This is a genomic window from Kineosphaera limosa NBRC 100340 (genome assembly GCF_000298215.1).
Classification (GTDB): Bacteria; Actinomycetota; Actinomycetes; order Actinomycetales; family Dermatophilaceae; genus Kineosphaera; species Kineosphaera limosa.
In genome coordinates this window covers 1-16,598 of the sequence record NZ_BAHD01000038.1, presented here as the reverse complement: position 1 = coordinate 16,598, position 16,598 = coordinate 1, and the positions used below count along the sequence as shown (strand labels likewise).

General features: G+C 70.9%; 14 protein-coding genes. 6 read left to right on the top strand and 8 right to left on the bottom strand.

From position 1 onward, the window contains the following. On the top strand, positions 1 to 1,431 hold a 1,431-nt coding region (locus KILIM_RS12005; protein ID WP_006592958.1), incomplete at its 5' end, for a tannase/feruloyl esterase family alpha/beta hydrolase. A gap of 94 nt (positions 1,432 to 1,525) precedes the next feature. Here KILIM_RS12005 and KILIM_RS12000 read toward each other — a convergent pair. Together KILIM_RS12000 and KILIM_RS11995 are read right to left on the bottom strand one after the other, a co-directional pair. After that, positions 1,526 to 1,927, bottom strand: a complete 402-nt coding sequence (locus KILIM_RS12000) for a hypothetical protein (protein ID WP_006592957.1) — start codon at positions 1,925 to 1,927, stop codon at positions 1,526 to 1,528. Further along, positions 1,924 to 2,526, bottom strand: coding sequence for a nucleotidyltransferase domain-containing protein (locus KILIM_RS11995; protein WP_006592956.1), 603 nt, complete (start codon positions 2,524 to 2,526; stop codon positions 1,924 to 1,926). Before KILIM_RS11995 ends, KILIM_RS12000 begins: the two co-directional genes overlap by 4 nt. A gap of 292 nt (positions 2,527 to 2,818) precedes the next feature. Between KILIM_RS11995 and KILIM_RS11990 the strand changes: the two genes are divergently transcribed. From KILIM_RS11990 to KILIM_RS24035, 3 genes are all read left to right on the top strand, one after another. Then, positions 2,819 to 3,580, top strand: a complete 762-nt coding sequence (locus KILIM_RS11990; RefSeq protein WP_006592955.1) for a CPBP family glutamic-type intramembrane protease — start codon at positions 2,819 to 2,821, stop codon at positions 3,578 to 3,580. 128 nt (positions 3,581 to 3,708) lie between these two features. Then, the gene (locus KILIM_RS11985; RefSeq protein ID WP_083876132.1) at positions 3,709 to 4,851 is read left to right on the top strand and encodes an ERCC4 domain-containing protein; all 1,143 of its coding nucleotides are present in this window, start codon (positions 3,709 to 3,711) and stop codon (positions 4,849 to 4,851) included. A gap of 290 nt (positions 4,852 to 5,141) precedes the next feature. Continuing rightward, positions 5,142 to 6,860 carry a hypothetical protein gene (locus tag KILIM_RS24035; protein ID WP_169330761.1) on the top strand — a complete coding sequence of 573 codons (1,719 nt, stop codon included), beginning with the start codon at positions 5,142 to 5,144 and terminating at the stop codon, positions 6,858 to 6,860. A 66-nt stretch (positions 6,861 to 6,926) separates the two neighbouring features. On the opposite strand, the gene KILIM_RS11965 is transcribed toward KILIM_RS24035, so the two are convergent. The 3 genes from KILIM_RS11965 to KILIM_RS11955 form a co-directional block, all read right to left on the bottom strand. Beyond that, entirely contained in the window at positions 6,927 to 7,646 is a 720-nt protein-coding gene (locus KILIM_RS11965) for a thermonuclease family protein (protein ID WP_006592952.1), read from the bottom strand. Between the two features lie 166 nt (positions 7,647 to 7,812). Continuing rightward, entirely contained in the window at positions 7,813 to 9,147 is a 1,335-nt protein-coding gene (locus KILIM_RS11960; RefSeq protein ID WP_006592951.1) for an FAD-dependent oxidoreductase, read from the bottom strand. Between the two features lie 217 nt (positions 9,148 to 9,364). Continuing rightward, positions 9,365 to 10,552, bottom strand: a complete 1,188-nt coding sequence (locus KILIM_RS11955) for an ROK family transcriptional regulator (protein ID WP_174316828.1) — start codon at positions 10,550 to 10,552, stop codon at positions 9,365 to 9,367. A gap of 64 nt (positions 10,553 to 10,616) precedes the next feature. On the opposite strand from KILIM_RS11955, the gene KILIM_RS11950 reads away from it, so the two are divergent. After that, positions 10,617 to 11,894 (top strand): MFS transporter, encoded by a 1,278-nt coding sequence (locus KILIM_RS11950; RefSeq protein WP_006592949.1) that lies wholly within the window; start codon positions 10,617 to 10,619, stop codon positions 11,892 to 11,894. Between the two features lie 576 nt (positions 11,895 to 12,470). Here the strand turns inward: KILIM_RS11950 and ligD are convergent. The 3 genes from ligD to KILIM_RS11935 form a co-directional block, all read right to left on the bottom strand. Beyond that, positions 12,471 to 13,433: a non-homologous end-joining DNA ligase gene (gene ligD, locus KILIM_RS11945; RefSeq protein WP_006592948.1), complete on the bottom strand. Its 963-nt coding sequence runs from the start codon at positions 13,431 to 13,433 to the stop codon at positions 12,471 to 12,473. Between the two features lie 51 nt (positions 13,434 to 13,484). Further along, a complete protein-coding gene (locus KILIM_RS11940) occupies positions 13,485 to 14,351 on the bottom strand; it encodes a hypothetical protein (RefSeq protein WP_040563175.1) in 867 nt (288 codons plus the stop codon). A gap of 248 nt (positions 14,352 to 14,599) precedes the next feature. Continuing rightward, the gene (locus KILIM_RS11935) at positions 14,600 to 15,028 is read right to left on the bottom strand and encodes a cytidine deaminase (protein WP_006592946.1); all 429 of its coding nucleotides are present in this window, start codon (positions 15,026 to 15,028) and stop codon (positions 14,600 to 14,602) included. Positions 15,029 to 15,323: 295 nt separating this feature from the next. Here KILIM_RS11935 and KILIM_RS11930 point away from each other — a divergent pair. Beyond that, positions 15,324 to 16,598: thymidine phosphorylase (locus KILIM_RS11930; protein ID WP_006592945.1), on the top strand; the 1,275-nt coding region annotated here is incomplete at its 3' end.

Sequence of the window (16,598 nt, the reverse complement as noted above, 5' to 3'; positions counted from 1 at the left end):
GCGATCCGATTCCAGGTCAACTTGCCCGCTCGCTGGAACCACCGCTCAATGCTCTTCGGTGGCGGCGGCGCGAACGGCACGGTCGTCACCGGCCTCGACCAGGTCCCCGCCGGACCCAAGACGAGCCCGACCCCGCTGGCGCAGGGCTACGTCACCTACGGCAGCGACTCCGGCCACCAGGCCGGGCCCGCCACCAGCCGCGACGGCCGCTTCGCCCTCAACGACGAGGCCCTGCGCAACTTCGCCGGCGACGCCCTCAAGAAGACCCACGACGTCGCCATGCGACTCACAAACCTCCGCTACGACAGCGCACCGCGATACCGGTACGTCGCCGGCGGGTCGACCGGAGGCCGTGAGGCGCTTCTCGCCGCGAGCCGCTGGCCGCGTGACTTCGACGGCGCCCTCGTGCTGTACCCCGCCTGGAACGCGGTCGCGCTCAACCTCGATTTCGGCCAGATGACACGGCAACTCGCCAAGCCTGGTGCCTACCCGAACCCCGCCAAGCGCACCGCGCTCTTCACCGCCGCCCTGCAGAAGTGCGACGGCCTCGACGGCGTCCGCGACGGCGTCATCTCCAACCAGAAGCGCTGCGACCAGGTCTTCGACCCCGCGACCGCGCGAGTCGGCACCCTTCCCCTGCGCTGCAAGGGCGGCAAGGACACCGGCCCGAACTGCCTGTCCGACGAGCAGATCCGCTCGTTCCGCACCCTCGACGCGCCCCTGCGGCTGCCCTACCGCCTCGCGAACGGAGAGCGCCGCTACCCCGGCTTCACGACGTGGGGCACCGACTTCGGTCGAGTCTTCGCCCACCCTCTCCAGGCGACGGTCATCACGCTGAACCTCGGCCTCGTGGCCCCGGCCTCGCCGATGCCGGCGGTGCTCGCCGCGGGCAGCCCGCCCTACGGCGCGACGTTCTGGGACGAGTGGGTGCGCTTCGCCGTCACCCGCGACCCGGGCTTCGACACGCTGTCGCTCGACCCGGCCCACCCCGGGCGGTGGCAGCAGCGGATCGTCGAGCTGAGCCGCCTCCAGGAGGTCGACCCGCGCGGCCTCCGTACGTTCGCCCGCCACGGCGGCAAGATCCTCATGGCCCACGGCGTGCACGACGGCCTCGTCAGCAACCGCGCGACCCAGCAGCTCATGGACCGCCTCAACGCCGACCTCGGCAAGCCCCTCACGCGAGAAGCGGTGCGCTACTACGAGATTCCCGGCTACGGCCACGCCGCGAGCACCGTCTTCAACGCCGAGTGGGACTCCCTCCCGGCCTTGCGTCGTTGGGTCGAGCGCGGTCGCGCCCCCGGCGCGCAGGTCGTTGCCGACAAGGTCGGCGTCCCCACCGGCCGCACCCGCCCCCTGTGCGAATACCCGACCTGGCCGCGCTACGTCCGCGGCAACGTCAACGCCGCGACCAGCTTCCGCTGCGTGCAGTAGGCGCCGCGAGGGCGACCTCCGCGTGTCCACCAAAGCGGGGACGAGCCACCGGCCGCCCGCGGGTGGATGGCCTCTGGGGCGGGACACCGGGTGGTCAGGAGGATCGCGATGACGCGACAGCCATGTTCGCGGCACGCCGGAGAGTCTGGGTCAGCCGCTGCGCCCGCTTGAGGTCGTCGGGGCTCATGGTGGCCGTTCCGTAGTGGGCCTGAGTCTTGTACGAGAGGAGCTTGCGGAGGCTGTCAGCCGCCGAAGGATCGGTGGTCGCCAGTAGTTGCGCGGCTCTGGTGTGGTCGGTCTCCGCGGACCTCCGACCGAGGGCGGCGAGGCATATGACGTCAGCGTAGGCGATGGCGGCCAGCACGTAGTTGCCGACCGCGGCCTGCCTGGCCGCGCGACTGCTGGCGGTGTTCGCGAGATCGGCTAGATCGAGGTAGGCATCGCCAAGGTCGAGTCGTTGGCGGGCGTCGCCCTTGTCTCCGGAGCGGGTCCTCATGCGACTGCCCGCCGCGGAAACAGCGGTATGCCGTCGCGGTGGATCTCGGTCGCAATGCGGGCGTCCGACGCCTGCGCGTCGGACCACTGTGCCTGCGAAAGAACCAGGAGCTCGCAGGCGTTGCCGGTCCATCGCCGCACGCCCTCTTGCAGTTCAGCGAGCTGCCGCGACCACGTCAGGTCATCTGGGTCAGCGCCGTCCGGTCGGACGATGAGGACGTCGATGTCGCTCTGGTCATCACCGTCTCGGCGCGCCGTCGACCCGAACAGGGCCGCGTAGGTCGGTTGGATTCGCCAGCTGTCGATGAGCTCCGCCGTGCGTCGGTTCAGCGTCGTACCAGCGTCGGCGGCGAGAAGAAGTGCCTCGGTCAGCAGATGATCCCTGTTCAGCGTGTATGCGTTGGTGCGGCCGTAGGTCTGCACATCGACAACGCCAGCGCGCGCCAGCCGCTCGAGGGCGAGGGAAACGCCGGACCGTGAGGCACCGGTGACGCGGGCCAAGTCACCGGACGTGAACGACGCTTCCGCGGCGACCATGGCCGTGAGGATGCGCATGTCCAGAGTCGGGGACAGGGAGGTCAGTGGCGCGCGCACGTCCATGACCCCACACTCTCACAATTGTTGACGCATGACGATTATTCTGTGCATATGTCGAGCCAAATAGTTACCTGTTGCCTTCCGCGCATCGTGACCTGGTCAGCGGCTGTCAATGCCAAGGAAGGGTTGCCTCGGCCGGCCTCGTGTGCTCGATCTCTCCTGATGGGCATCTGCCCACGGGGTACCGTCCAGAGTCCTCGAGGCCTCTGTGCTGTACAAACAGCGTGTGCAACCACAGAGACGGACTGATGCGGACACCCCTCGGCCCCCGCAGGATCGGCGGGCCGGAGAGGTTGTGCTGTTCGTCCTGGTGGCGACGGCGCTGTGCGCGGTCGCGGCGATGCCTGCGCTCCTGGGCTGGTTGCCGTCCGAGATGTCGGGCGTCGTGGTGCCGTTCGCTCAGCTGACGCCCCTGCTCACGGCCCTCGCCTTCTGGGCGGTCATTCGCCCGGGGCGGCTGCGGTCGATGTTCGCGCTCGGCTGGTCGTGGCGTGGCGTGCTGGCGGGTGTGGCTGCCGTCGCGCTCGTTTCTGCCCTTCAGCTCCTGCTCGGCCTGGTGATGGGGTGGCAGGTGCGAGGTGGCGACCTGGTGGTGCAGGCGGCCATCGCTGTGCTGCCCGTGCTGGCGGTCCAGGCCGTCTTCGCCATCGGAGAGGAGTTCGGCTGGCGGGGATGGTTGGCGTCCCGCACCGCGCACTGGCCCTTCGCGGTCGCAGCCGCCGTCACCGCGCTCGCCTGGGTGATCTGGCACCTGCCAGCTCTTCCGCTCGTGCTCGCGGGCGGAGGGTGGTCGGCTGGGGCCGCCTACCTGGCAGCCATCGCCTCGTGGGCGCCCTTCCTGCTGGCCCTGCGTCGGTGGACGGGCTCCGTGTGGCCCGCCGTCGTCGCCCACGGCGCGCTGAACAGCATCCGGGTGTTCTTCCTGCAGTCCGTCGCCGACTCCGGCGGTGTCGATTGGGCCGTGGAGGCGCTCGGCTGGGTCCTCTGGATCGGGGCAGCAGTGCTTCTGAACGCCCGCAATTCTGCGACCAACGGGCGCGTGCGACACTCAGCGTAGAGCCGCGTGAGGCTCCGCGAGCGGCACGGCGAACGGCGCATCGAGGTCGAGGCAGGCGAGCAACTCCTTGACGGCGACGCGCGGCGGTGGCGGTGACGACGGGCCAGGTCCGGCCCGAGGTCCATCACATGGCGGTACCCGTCGAGGCGGGTCTCTTCGCCCAGCAGGTCGTTGGCGCGACCTACGGCCCAGAGCAGGGCCGCGGCCGTGTTCACGGGCTTGCCGCGGCGCAGGGTGTCCGGGGTGGTCGTGGAGAGTCGTTCGATGAGGGCGCGCACGGCGCAGGTAGCGTCGAGAACGTGACCGACGACTTCCTCATCGCCCGCAACACCGAAGAGGAGTCGACGCTGCCCTATCTCGTGCGGATCCCGTTGGGGCGCAACGGCATCGCCCTCAAGGTCAAGGAGATGTGGCCGCGCACGAATAAGGTCTACTGCCACCCTGCGGGCTGGCCGGACGACGCGGAGATCCTCGAGCGCCTCCCGGTCCGCAGTTGTGTGCGCCGCGGTGCGGCCATCGATCTCGTGCTCGACCGAACCCGGGAGTCGCGCTCGCAGTTCGTCATGACCCGCATCCGCGGGGGCCGGGAGGCGATCTTCTGGCAGAGCGCGCGCACGACCAAGATGGCGCGCCCCGGCGTGAGCGTGCCCACCGCCCGCGCCTCGGGCATTCGCGACATGACCGTCATCGTCGACTCCCACGAGCGGTACGCCTGGAAGTTCTCCGACCAGCAGGTCACGGTGGAGAAGCGGCGCCTGGATGCGGGGGATTACGCCGTCGAGGTCGCGGGCACGGTCGTCGCCGCCGTCGAACGCAAGTCGCTCGCGGATCTCGTGGCCACGCTGACCAGCGGAAAGCTGCGCTTCGTCCTCGCCGAGCTCGCCTCCCTCCCGCACGCGGCCGTCGTCGTCGAGGACCGCTACTCCGGGATCTTCAAGCTCGATCGCGTGCGACCCGCGGTCGTCGCCGAGGGCCTCGCCGAATGCGCGGTGCGCTTTCCCGGCGTTCCGATCATCTTCGCCGAGACCCGCTCCCTCGCCCAGGAATGGACCTACCGCTTCTTCGGCGCGGCCATCGCCCACACGGACCTCCAGGAGGAGTCGACCGCTCGCCTCGTCGCCCTACCCGGCGGTGCTCCGCTGCCCGAGCGGGAGGCGACGACCGCGCAGGTGCGCGCGTGGGCGCGCCAGCACGGGGTGCCGGTTCCCGACCGAGGACGACTACGCCCGGAGGTGTGGGAGTCGTTCCGCCGAGCCACCGGACACGCCTGACCGTCCGGCCACCGGGCTCGACAGCCGTCGCCGGACCCCCGCCGCAGCTCGCGCTCGCGGCCGCCGTCCGGTGAGTCCCACACCCGTCTTGAATGGTCGTCCAAGAATCTCTGGACGAATGACTTAAACGCCCGTCTGCGCGGTCGATGAGGGGGGCACGCGCAGATCAGGACGATCGGCGTCACGCCTGGGGGGCGTGTCAGAAACGGCCTAGTGCAGCTCACCGCTAGGCACCATATGGGGGAATCATGACCGCACTTCGAGGCGCCATGTCTCGTCTCGCGGCCGTCGTGGCCGCGGCCGGCCTCGCCGTTACGGCTTCCGTGCCATTGGCCGGAGCCGCGCGGGCCGCCGACGCCGGCTCGAACTCGGCCACCGTCGCCACCTGTACTGAAATTGCGCCCGCCACCATGGGCGGCGGCGTGACAATGGAGAATGGGTTCCCGCGGGTGCGCTTCGAGGGCACCCTGAAGGACGGCACCGAGGCTGGATCATGCGTGCGGATCCCGGTGGAAAAGCCACTCAGCGTGCTCGCCTACGGCAGCTACCAAGCCACCGACCTGCAAGGTGACCGGGTGGGCGTGATGGTCGTCGAGAAAGATCGCATCACGTTCCTCTTCGACGACGCCTACGTCGCAACCCACGACGACATCTCGTTCTTCGGGAGTGTCCTCATGGGGGTGAGCGTCGAGAATCGCACCAAGTACGACTACTACGAAATCGACTGGAAGATGCCGGGTGAGACCGGATCGGTCATCAAAATGCCGGTGTCGGAGTGCCGTTCGTGCGCGGCGTCGACGGACGTCTCTCCCGGCAAGTTTGCGCTGATCGTGGCCTCCGGTAAGGAGGTCGTCTCCGGGGTGACCCTGGGCAGCGCCATGTCGCGCGGGATCAGCGCGGACGCCACGGTGGTGATCTCCGACGAACTCGGGAAGGGGCAGAAGTGCTCCAGGGGCTACCTGTACAAGATGCCTGGCTCTGTCGAACTCGCGAAGGTGCCCTGCACCGACGACAGCCACATCTCGGTGGACCTCGGGACGGCGCCCGGGGGGTTCGTGCCGGGTACGGCTTACCGGCTGCAGGTGTACGCCGAGATCACGGATTTCTCGGCGCCTTCGTACGCCGACACCGGCCGCGTCGCCGTCAACGGCTTTGTGGAGAAGCCGTGGTTGAAAGTGGCCGAGTGGGCCGCTGCCGGGGCCGGCGGTTCTGGGACGCGTCCCATGCCGCCGCCGGTGGTGCCTCCGGTTACGCCGCCGGTTACGCCGCCGGTTACGCCGCCCGTGACTCCGCCGGTGACGCCGCCTGTCACGCCTCCGACCACGCCGCCGACCACGCCGCCCGTGACGCCTCCGGTTACGCCGCCTGTCACGCCGCCCGTGACGCCTCCGACCACGCCGCCCGTGACGCCTGCGGTCACGCCGCCGGTGACCTCTCCGACCACTCCCGTGTCGGTTCCTTCACCGCCGGCGACGCTTCCGGCTCCCAGCGGTAGCACGCCGAACCCGGCGCCGAAGCCGACGCCGGTCGCCACCCCGAAACCGACTCCCGAGCCCACCCCGGTGGCAACGCCCAAGCCCACCCCCAAGCCGACCCCGAGGCCGAAGCCGAAGAGTGAGCCTGAGCAGCCCACCAAGGAGGCCGTCGTCTACCGCACGTTCCAGGTGGACCGGTACCTCCCGCGTACCGCCGCGGCGGCCGCGCTCGTGGCCCGCCTGGACAACGACGGCCTGCTGCAGTACCGCGAGGACCGGGGCCTGTGGGGGATGTCCCGCTGGGAGATCGTCACCGTCAAGGTGCCTGCGAAGGCCGACTCGGCCGCTGTGATCGCCGCCGTCAACGCGGCGACGAGTAGCGCCGTCGGTGATATCCGCACCACCGACCGGCTGGCCAGGATGCGTCAGGGGCAGGGCGTCACGATGGCCTGGGAACTCGGTAAGGACGCGACCGCGGCCCGCCCGTGGGGGCCACAGCGGGCGACCGTGCAGAAGTGCCTCGGTCGCTCCTGACCTACCCAAAGTGAGTCGAGGTCACGGTCGGGGCGCGGCCGTCAGGGGACGACGCACACTGCGGCGTCAGACCTTGGCGGCGCGCCAACCGGCCTGCCGGGCCTGCACCTGGGTGCAGAACCAGCGCTCTCCCTTGCGGGTGTCGATCGTCGTCTTCCCGTAGTCCCGGCCGCCGGGCAGGTGGTAGATCTTCTCCCGCTTGCTGTTGATGTTGCCCTTGATGGCGCATTTGCCCTTGATCGTGATCTTGCGGGTGAGGTCGGGGCAGCCGCCCCACATGCCCGCCTTCGCCTTGATCGCTTTGGACTCCGCAGCCCGGTGCGCCGCCCGGCCGTCGTACGCCTTGCCGTACGTGAACTCCCAGCCGTTACCGCCCGCGATGAGCAGCGGCGCGACCCGGCGGCCGTCCGCCAGCACCACATGGCGCAGCAGCCGCTTGTGTCGGTCGCGGTCCGGCTGGCTACGGTCCGCGACGAGGCGAACCTGCTTGCCCTTCACCAGCGCGGACATGGCCCGGGCCGACTCCGCGGAGAAGCACTCGCCCTTCTCCGGAGCGTCCATCCCGATGACCCGCACCGTCTCTGTGCGCCCCGAGATCCTCACCTGAAGCGTGTCGCCGTCGACGATCTTCGACACCGGCACCCCCTTCGGTGCGGTCGCCGCGATCGGCGAGAGCATCGGGGACGCCGCGGCAGCCGGAACGGCGCCAGCGGACGTGAGGAGCGTGGCCGCGGCCATCATCGGGGCGACAAGTGCGCCCACCGCGCGGAACCTGAGTCGAGTCACCCGCCTAGCGTCCTACCAGTTTGCCTGTCCCGCAGTGGAGTTCAAGGCTTGGACACAGTGACGTTTGCGATGTGGACTTAAGGCGGCGGTGAGCTGAGAGAGCTCTCGCCCCCGCGACGGAGTGACTCTCGGCCGGCCCTCCCGGCCGGTCAGCGGTCGTCAGCGGTCACCCGAAGTCGAGGATCTCGTTGAGCAGTTCGGTCGAGGACAGGTGCATCCAGATGCCGTCCCGCAACTGGGTAGCGCTCACCCCGGCGCGCATCGCCAGCGCGACGACGTTGACGACCTCCTGCGCGTCGATCCCGTGATACGCGAAACCCAACACCTCGTCGGAGCCCGCATCGACGACCACCTTGACCACGCCGCGGGTGTCGCCGACGGTCTTGGGCCGCGGCATCATCGCCAGCTTCGCCACGTCCCGCGTCGCGACTTTGACGTCCAACCCCCGCTCGCGTGCCTCCCGCTCCGTGAGGCCGACTCGCGCGAACGGAGGCGTCACGAACGTCGTCGTCGGCACCGCCACCCGGTCGTCGCGGCGGCGACCACCCGACCCAAGCAGCTGACTCGCCACGATGCGGTAGTCGTCCAGCGAGATGTACGTGAACTGCGGCCCGCCGTTGACGTCGCCCACGGCCCACACCCCATCGGCGCTCGTGCGCAGCTGCTCGTCGACCGCGATGTATCCGCGCTCGTCCACGTCGACGCCCGCCGCGCCCAACCCCTCCGGGACCACCGGAACCCGACCCGTCGCGAACAGCACCGCATCCGCCGCGAACGTCCCGGCCGTCGTGACGACCGACGCCGGCGTCACCTCCACCACCTCTACGCCCTCGACGAGCGAGACTCCCGAATCGGCCAGCACCCCGAGCACCGACGCCCGCAGCTCCTCGTCTTCGGCCGCCAGCACCGGACCCCGGCTCAACAGCGTGACCTCGCTGCCGAACTCGGCGAACATCTGCGCGAATTCCAGGCCCACCGCTCCCGCACCGACGACCACGAGCCGCTCCGGCAACCGCGCGAGGTGCTGGATGGAGATCGAGTCGTGCACGTGCGGCAGGTCCGCGCCCGGCACCCCACCCCGCCGCGGCCCCGAGCCCGTGTTGACGACCACCGCGGCCGCCTCGACCTCCAGTCGCTCGCCGTCGGCGATCACCGACACGCGGCGCGGTCCCACGAACCGCGCCTCCCCGATGACCACCGTCACCGAACCCGCCAGCATCGCCCGGTTCGCGGCGTTCAGCTTCGCCACCAGCGAATCGCGGTTGCGGATCGCCTCGGCCAAGTACGTCTGCGGATCCTCCTCGGGGCGGCGCGTTGCCGCCGCATGCACGAGCGCCTTCGTCGGGATGCACGCCACGTTGATGCACGCGCCACCCGCCATCGCCGCGTCGCGCTCGATCAACACCACCCGCCGGCCCGCCTTCGCGGCCTTGGCGGCCAGTGTCTTGCCACCCTTGCCCCACCCGATGACCAGCAGATCTACCCTCAGCGACTCACTCACGACACACTCCCTCGTCGGCGACCTGGCCCACGCTACTCACCCCTTGCGCGCCGGCCGTCAGCTCCGGGCCGCACATCTCCCTCGACTGTCGCGCTCCCTGCCGAGGGGTGCGGTTGCGACCGCGCCGCTCGGCAGGGGGCGCAACCGTCGGCCTCAAGCGCACGCACCCGTCGGCGTCAAGCGCGCGCCGCGGCCTCAAGCGCGCGCAGCCCCCGCGTCAGGCCCGCGCAGCCCAGGTCTCCAGCTCGGCGGGGCTGGTGATCGCGTCGACCGCCATGGCCACGGCGCCGCGCAGGGGGCCGTCGTCGCGGTAGGCGCTGTCCACGACCGGGGGCGGTTCGGCCCGATGGAACGCCATCAATCCCCGCGAGTAGGCATCGTTGAACGCCTCCGGTGCCGCGGCGCGCAAGGCCGGGCCCAACCCGGCGAGCGTCACGACATCCGGGTCGTTGGCGTTGACCAGCCCGGCGACCCCGGCGGCGAGGTCGCGGACCACTCGCCGCACCGCCTCCTGTCGGCGCGGGTCCAACGGCGCGGCCAGCAGCTCACGCGCGTAGGCGATCGAATCGGCCGGAGCCGCGTCGCCCAGGTGCCGCGCCAACGCCCGCCCGTCGATCATCAGGTCCCAGCAGCCGAACGCGCCGCACGGGCAGGGCAGCGACCGGTCCCCGTAGGGCACGTGCCCGAACTCGCCCCCGGCGCCCTGCGCGCCCGTCATCGGGACACCGTCCGCGAGCAGCGCGCCGCCCAGCCCCACGTCCACCAGCAGGTAGAGGATGACGCGCGCCGCCCGCGCCGCACCCGTCCGAGCCTCCGCCACGCCACCCAGCGTCGCGTCATTGCCGACCAGCAGCGCGACACCAGAGTCCGCCGGTAGGAGACCGACGATCGGCTGCAGCTCCACATCGCGCCAGCCGCGGATCGTGAACTGCACCAGTCGCGTCCCGCTGACCAGCCCCGCCGCCACCACCGTCACCGCGCGCACCCGACCCGCATGTCGGCGCTCCACCGCCGCCACGCACTCCGCGATCCGCGCCAACACCTCACCCGGCGCCGCGTCGCCCACCGCGCCCTCGCCCTCCTGGGTGATCGCGCCCGCCAGATCGGCGAGGTGTACCCGCCACCGCACGCTGCCGAGCTCGACCGCGATCGCGAGGGGCCCCTGCGGATGCGCTGCCAGCACCGTTGTCGGGCGGCCACGCCCCTGGGCCGGCGCCGGCACCTCTGCGAGCAGCCGCGTGGTGCGCAGCCGGTCGATGAGTTCCGTCGCTGTCCCGCTGGAGATGCCGAGCTGCCGGCAGGCCTGCGTCCGCGTGATCCCCGGGCTGATGTGCGCCAGGCGCAGCAACTCCGAGCCGGTCGCCCAACGTTGGCGCGCGGCGCGGACCCCTGGCTGACGAGGCACTGGCGACAACCTCACCCTCACGATTATGCTCGGGGTGCGAGAAAAAAACCTTGGAAGGCATGAAGTGTACGACGACAAAGCGAAGCACCCCGGCTCACGACTCGACGCCAGCACGCGCCTCGGACTCTTCGGCCTGGCCGCCGCCGTCTTTGCCGCCGTCACCACCGAGATGCTGCCCGTCGGGCTGCTGCCGCAGATCGGCCAGAGCCTCGGTCGCAGCGAGGCCGACACCGGGCTGCTCGTCGGGCTCTACGCCGCCATGGTCGCCGTGCTGTCCGTGCCCTTGGCCGCCCTGACCCGCCGCGTGCCCCGCAAACGGCTGCTCATGACCGCGATCGGCTGCTACGCCCTCAGCAATCTCGTCTGCGCCCTCGCCCCCGACTTCACCGTGCTGGCCGCCGGGCGGATCGTCGGCGGCGCAACCCACGCACTGTTCTTTGCGATCGCCATCGGCTACGGCGCCCGGCTCGTGCCGCCCACCCAGACCGGGCGCGCCCTGGCGCTCGTCTCCGCCGGGGTGTCGGTGGGCTTCGTCGCCGGTGTGCCGCTGGCCACCGCGCTGGGTAATGCCGCCGGGTGGCGCGCGTCGTTCTGGGCGCTGTTCGTCGTGCTGCTAGTGGTGCTGGCGCTGCTCGGCAAGGTGTTGCCCGACATCCCCGTGACACCCGAGGAGGCCGGTGCGCGGCGACCCGGCAGCCGGGGCCGCCTGGCCACCGTCGTCAGCTCCAACACCGTGGCGTTCGTCGGTCACTTCGCGCTGTACACCTACGTCAGCGCCTTGCTGCTCGCCGCCGGCGCCCCGCCGATCGGAGTTGCGTTGGGGCTCTTCGTGTTCGGCGCGGCGGGTCTCATCGGTGTGCTCGTCGGCGGGCCGTGGCTGGACCGCAGCCCGCGCGGCAGCGTCCTGGTCATCCTCGGCCTCGTCGCCGTCGGCATCCTGGCCGTCGCCCTCACCTACCCCGTGCTCGGCCTGGTCATCGTCGCCGGGGTCATCTGGAACGGAGCCTGGGGACCCGTGCCCTCGCTGTACCAAGTGGCGGCCGTCCGCACCCGCGCCACCTCACCCGAGATGGCCGGCGCGTGGATCAACGCCAGCAGCAACGTCGGCATCGCCCTCGGCGCGCTCCTCGGCGGGCGGGCCCTCGAGGCCGCCGGGATTCAAGCCTCCGCGTGGGTCGCCCTCGCCCTTGTGGTCGTGGCCGTCCTCATCGTCGCCGTGGGTCGGCGGGCTTTCCCGGGGCGACCCGCGCCCGCATCGCCGGCGGGGGTGCCGCCGGCCGAGGCTCCTGTGGCGGAGGTGCCCTCCGCCGCGCCGCCAGCGACCGAGTCGCGCGTCGTCTGAGCGCAGGCGCCACCCGCGAATGGGGTGGCCAAGGCCGGGGCCAGCCGGCGATGCGCGGTGCGCCCGCCGGTCTCGGGTCCCGAAGGGCGGCATGAGCGTCGATGGATGTCTCTATGTCTCTTACTAAGTGACATAGACGGGTCGGCGCGGGCCCGGTCTCGCCAGACGTAGCGACTTCTTGACGTACCGGCGAACGAGGCCAAAATTGAAACCGCAGGTCAGCGGCTTGAGCTCCCGCCGAACCCCCGCGCGAGTACGTCAAGAAGTCGCTACGTCCGGCGCCAGTTCCCGGCCACCTGGCCAATGATGCCCCGAATGTCCCTTTCATGAGGGTGACAGGCGCGGCAGGGCAACCGCGCGATCCCGTCCGGCGAGCGCAGCGCCTCCCGGAACCTTGCGATGAGCGGATCGTCCTCCATCCGCGCCGTCGGTGGTGCCCCGCCGGCCTGAGGGTTGCATCCCGACGGGGCTGAGAGCGCTGACGTTTCCGGGCCATGGCGACGTCCGAGGCCCCCAACAGCTGTGGCGGCCGTGTCGGCCTCTGGCGCTATCCCGGCCGTCGGTGGGGGCGTGGGGTCAGTCGCCGGTCGGCGTCCCCAGGCCCTTGGCCTCGTCGCGGTCGGCCCACTCGAGCAGTTCGGCGATGTTGTAGACCGCGTCGTCGATGCCGGCGGTCAGGTCGCCGAGGTGCTCGAAGCGGGCGGGCATGGTGAGCATCGTGAAGTCGTCCGGCTCGCACTCGTCGACCTCTGACCAGGTGATCGGCGCGGACACCGTCGCCCGCTGGTTGCCGCGCACCGAATACGCGGCGGCGATCGTGTGGTCGCGGGCGTTCTGGTTGTAGTCGACGAACAGCGCCGCCGGGTCGCGATCCTTGCGCCACCACGCCGTGGTCACGTCCTGCGGCGCCCGCCGCTCCACCGCCCGCGCGAACGCCAACGCCGCCCGCCGCACGTCCGCGAACCCGTGATCGGGGGCGATCCGCACGTAGATGTGCATCCCGCGCCCGCCGCTCGTCTTCGGCCACCCCACCGCGCCGAGCTCGCCCAACACCTCCTGCGCCACGTGCGCCACCCGCCGCACCCGCGCCCAATCGCAGTCCGGCCCCGGATCCAGGTCGATCCGCCACTCGTCCGGACGCTCGACATCCGCGCACCGGCTGTTCCACGGGTGGAACTCCACCGTCGACATCTGCACCGCCCAGATGACCGCGCCGATGTGGTTGACGCACAACTCATCCGCCGTGCGCCCGAACCGGGGGAAGTAGATCTGCACCGTCTCCAGCCACGGCGGGGCGCCCCGCGGCACCCGCTTCTGATGCACCTTCTCGCCCGCCAAGCCCTCGGGAAAGCGGTGCAGCATGCACGGACGCGCCCGCAGCGCCCGCACGATCCCCTCGTCGACACTCAGGTAGTAGTCGACGAGGTCACGCTTCGTCAGGCCCAGCTCGGCGAAGTACACCCGGTCCGGATTGGTGACGCGCACCTGCACCGGACCGGCCTCGACCTCGATGGCGGGGGTGTTCTTCGCGGCGGCCACCCGCCCAAGGTAGCGCCGCGGCCCGATCCGCGGCGCCCACCTCGACGCGAGTTACAGGTACGCGGCAACGACCTTGCCGGTGCCCTTGTACGGATACCGCTTCGTCCCGATCGCCAGCGGCTTCGCCTTCGCGCGGGCCACGAACCGGTCGACGTAGGCGTCCTGCGAGGGGTTCTCGTCCGGGAAGTACGCCACCACCGAGCCGCGAGGCCGCGCTGCGGACATCGTCACAGCCTCGACGCCGACGACGGACAGCGGCACCTTCTGCCCGTCACCCTTCCAGCGGTTGCGCGCGACGAGCACCGTCTTGTCGCCGATGGTGCCGATCGCCCGCGTAGATCCGTCCCCGAACAGCGTCGGCCACTTCGTCGCCGGGGAGGGCCTGCTGGCCGACGCCAGCGCCACCGAACCGCCGTCGCAGCAGCCATCGCCCACGATCAACGTGCTCGGATTGAGCCACCCCGAGACCCGCAGCCCACCGACCTCCACCGTCGGATCGCCGTTCTTGTCCACGGGGAACTGCGTCGCCGACAGCGTCCGAAGGACCTTGCCCGACGGTGTCGCGATGCGCAGCGCCTGCGTGCCCTTGCCGTCCTTGTTGCCGTCCGGCGACAGCACCGTGATCGCCAGCTGCTTGCCGTTCGGCGACAGCCGCACGCTCGTCACATACGGCAGCACGTTCACCGCCTTACCGCCCGTGTAGTGCACCAACGTGGAGGCGTACGGCAGGTAGGTGTTCGGCGACGTCTTGCGCACCACCGCCCAGACGCTGCCGTCCGGCGCCACATCGACATACGCGAACGGCTGCTGCCAGTCGTAGGCGCGGGCGCTCGCCAATGTGCGCACGACCTTGCCGGTCGAGCGGTTGACCAGCGTCAGCGTGTGGGTGCTGCCGCGGGCGACGACCGCCGCGTACACGCCCGCAGCCTGAGTCGCAGCAGCCTGGGCGGGCGCGGTCGGAAGGGACGCCGCCGAGGCGGGTCCGGAGAGAGCGACTGCCGAAGTCCCCAAAGGCAGCGCGGCCGCGAGAGCGACCAGAACGACGCGCCGGGAAGGTCCCGGCCCCCTGTGTGTCGTAGCCATGCCCCGCATTCTGCTCTCGGCCGACGCGCGTGGAGTGAGTAGTCGCACTCAACTTTGTGCGACGGCCGAAGGGGAGGGAGGGGCTACAGGTCGTCGGGGCCGAAACCGTGGGGCAGGATCTGGTCGAAGCCGTACCGCTTCGGGCCGCCGTCCTCCTCGACCACGACGTACTGGCAACCGAATTCGTGGAGCACCTGCCGGCACGCGCCGCACGGAAAGCACGGCGATGCCTTGAGGCCCACGACCGCGACGCCGACGATCCCGCGGCCGTCGGTATTGCCCGGGTCGTGCTCGGCGCACATCCGGCCCGCGGCGTTCCGCTCGGCGCAGACCGTCAGGCCGAATGAGGCGTTCTCGACGTTGCAGCCCTTGACGACCTGCCCGTCGATCGTCAGCAGCGCCGCCCCCACCGGAAACGAGCTGTACGGCGCGTACGCGTGCGCCGCCGCCTCGCGGGCGAGCTCCAACAGCTCGGTATCGCTGGGGGTCTGGGTCTGGGCGCCATCGCTCATGCGCGGAGCCTGTCACCGCGCCGCGCGCCACCGCAACCCTCTCGAGCGGGACCGCAGCGCTCCTTCAGGCGAGTCGACTGGCCACTGTGCGATCTCGGCGTGGTGTTTTGTCGCATTTGCGCGAAAGCTCAACCGACCGAGGCGCTGCGTGGGAAAGATAGTGTTCGCTTTTGCCCACCAGACCGTGTAAAAGCGAACACTATCTTTGGCCCGCGCCCGCAGGCCGCCGCCCCGCTGCTCTTAGGCTGGCCCGAGTCGGCGCCGGCGCCGGTGCAACGAGCGTGGGAGGCAGGCGATGGTGGGCAGCTTCGACATGGTCGACGTCATCCGCAGCAAGCGCGACGGCGAGCGGCTCACCGACGACCAGATCGCCTGGGTGATCGACGCCTACACCCGCGGCGACGTCGGCGATGAGCAGATGGCCGCGCTGGCCATGGCGATCTTCCTGCGCGGCCTCGACCGCACTGAGACCGCTCGCTGGACCGAAGCGATGATCGACTCCGGCGAGCGGATGAGCTTCGCCGACCTGGGCAAACGCACCACGGACAAGCACTCCACCGGCGGCGTCGGCGACAAGATCACGCTTCCGCTCGCCCCGCTCGTCGCCTCCTACGGAGTCGCGGTGCCGCAACTCTCCGGCCGCGGTCTGGGGCACACCGGCGGCACCCTCGACAAGCTCGAGTCGATCCCCGGCTGGCGCGCCGACCTGTCCAACGAGGAGTTCCTGGCGGCGCTGCGCGGCGTCGGCGCGGTCGTGTGCGCGGCCGGCGCCAGCCTGGCGCCGGCCGACCGCAAGCTCTACGCCCTGCGCGACGTGACTGCCACCGTCGACTCCATACCCCTCATCGCCAGCTCGATCATGAGCAAGAAGATCGCCGAGGGCACACAGGCCTTGACCCTCGACGTGAAGGTCGGCTCCGGGGCGTTCATGAAGGACCTCGACGCCGCCCGCGAACTGGCCGGCGCCATGGTGGATCTCGGCCATGACGCGGGCGTGCGGACCGTCGCGCTGCTCACCGACATGTCGACGCCGTTGGGCCGCACCGTCGGCAACGCGCTGGAGGTGCGCGAATCGGTCGAGGTGCTGGCCGGCGGCGGTCCGGCCGATGTCGTCGAGCTGACCTGCGAGCTGGCCCGCTCGATGCTCGCCCTCGCCGGTATCGAGGATGCGGATGTGCAGGAGCGGCTCCGGGACGGGCGGGCCATGGATTCGTGGCGGGCCATGGTCCGCGCGCAGGGTGGTGATCCCGACGGCGCGCTACCGGTCGCGGCGCACACCCAGGACGTGCTCGCGGAGTCGGACGGGGTGCTGACCAGGCTCGATGCCCTCGCCGTCGGGGTGGCCAGCTGGCGCCTCGGTGCCGGCCGCGCCCGCAAGGAGGACCCCGTTCAGCTCGCCGCCGGCATCGAGCTGCACGCCAAGCCCGGAGAGCGAGTGCGCGCCGGGCAGCCGCTGCTCACCCTGCACACCGACACCCCGGAGCGCTTCGACCGCGCCCACGCCACCCTCGCTGGGGCCATCGATATCGACCCCGAGACGCCCGACGGCACCGGCGCCCCGGGCAGCGTC

What these genes read in the sequence shown, in the direction of transcription:
- KILIM_RS11985 (WP_083876132.1), top strand. Translation starts at nt 3,709, where the DNA reads ATGGCGGTACCCGTCGAGGCGGGTCTCTTCGCCCAGCAGGTCGTTGGC.
- KILIM_RS11995 (WP_006592956.1), bottom strand. Translation starts at nt 2,526, where the DNA reads ATGGACGTGCGCGCGCCACTGACCTCCCTGTCCCCGACTCTGGACATG.
- KILIM_RS12000 (WP_006592957.1), bottom strand. Translation starts at nt 1,927, where the DNA reads ATGAGGACCCGCTCCGGAGACAAGGGCGACGCCCGCCAACGACTCGAC.
- KILIM_RS11935 (WP_006592946.1), bottom strand. Translation starts at nt 15,028, where the DNA reads ATGAGCGATGGCGCCCAGACCCAGACCCCCAGCGATACCGAGCTGTTG.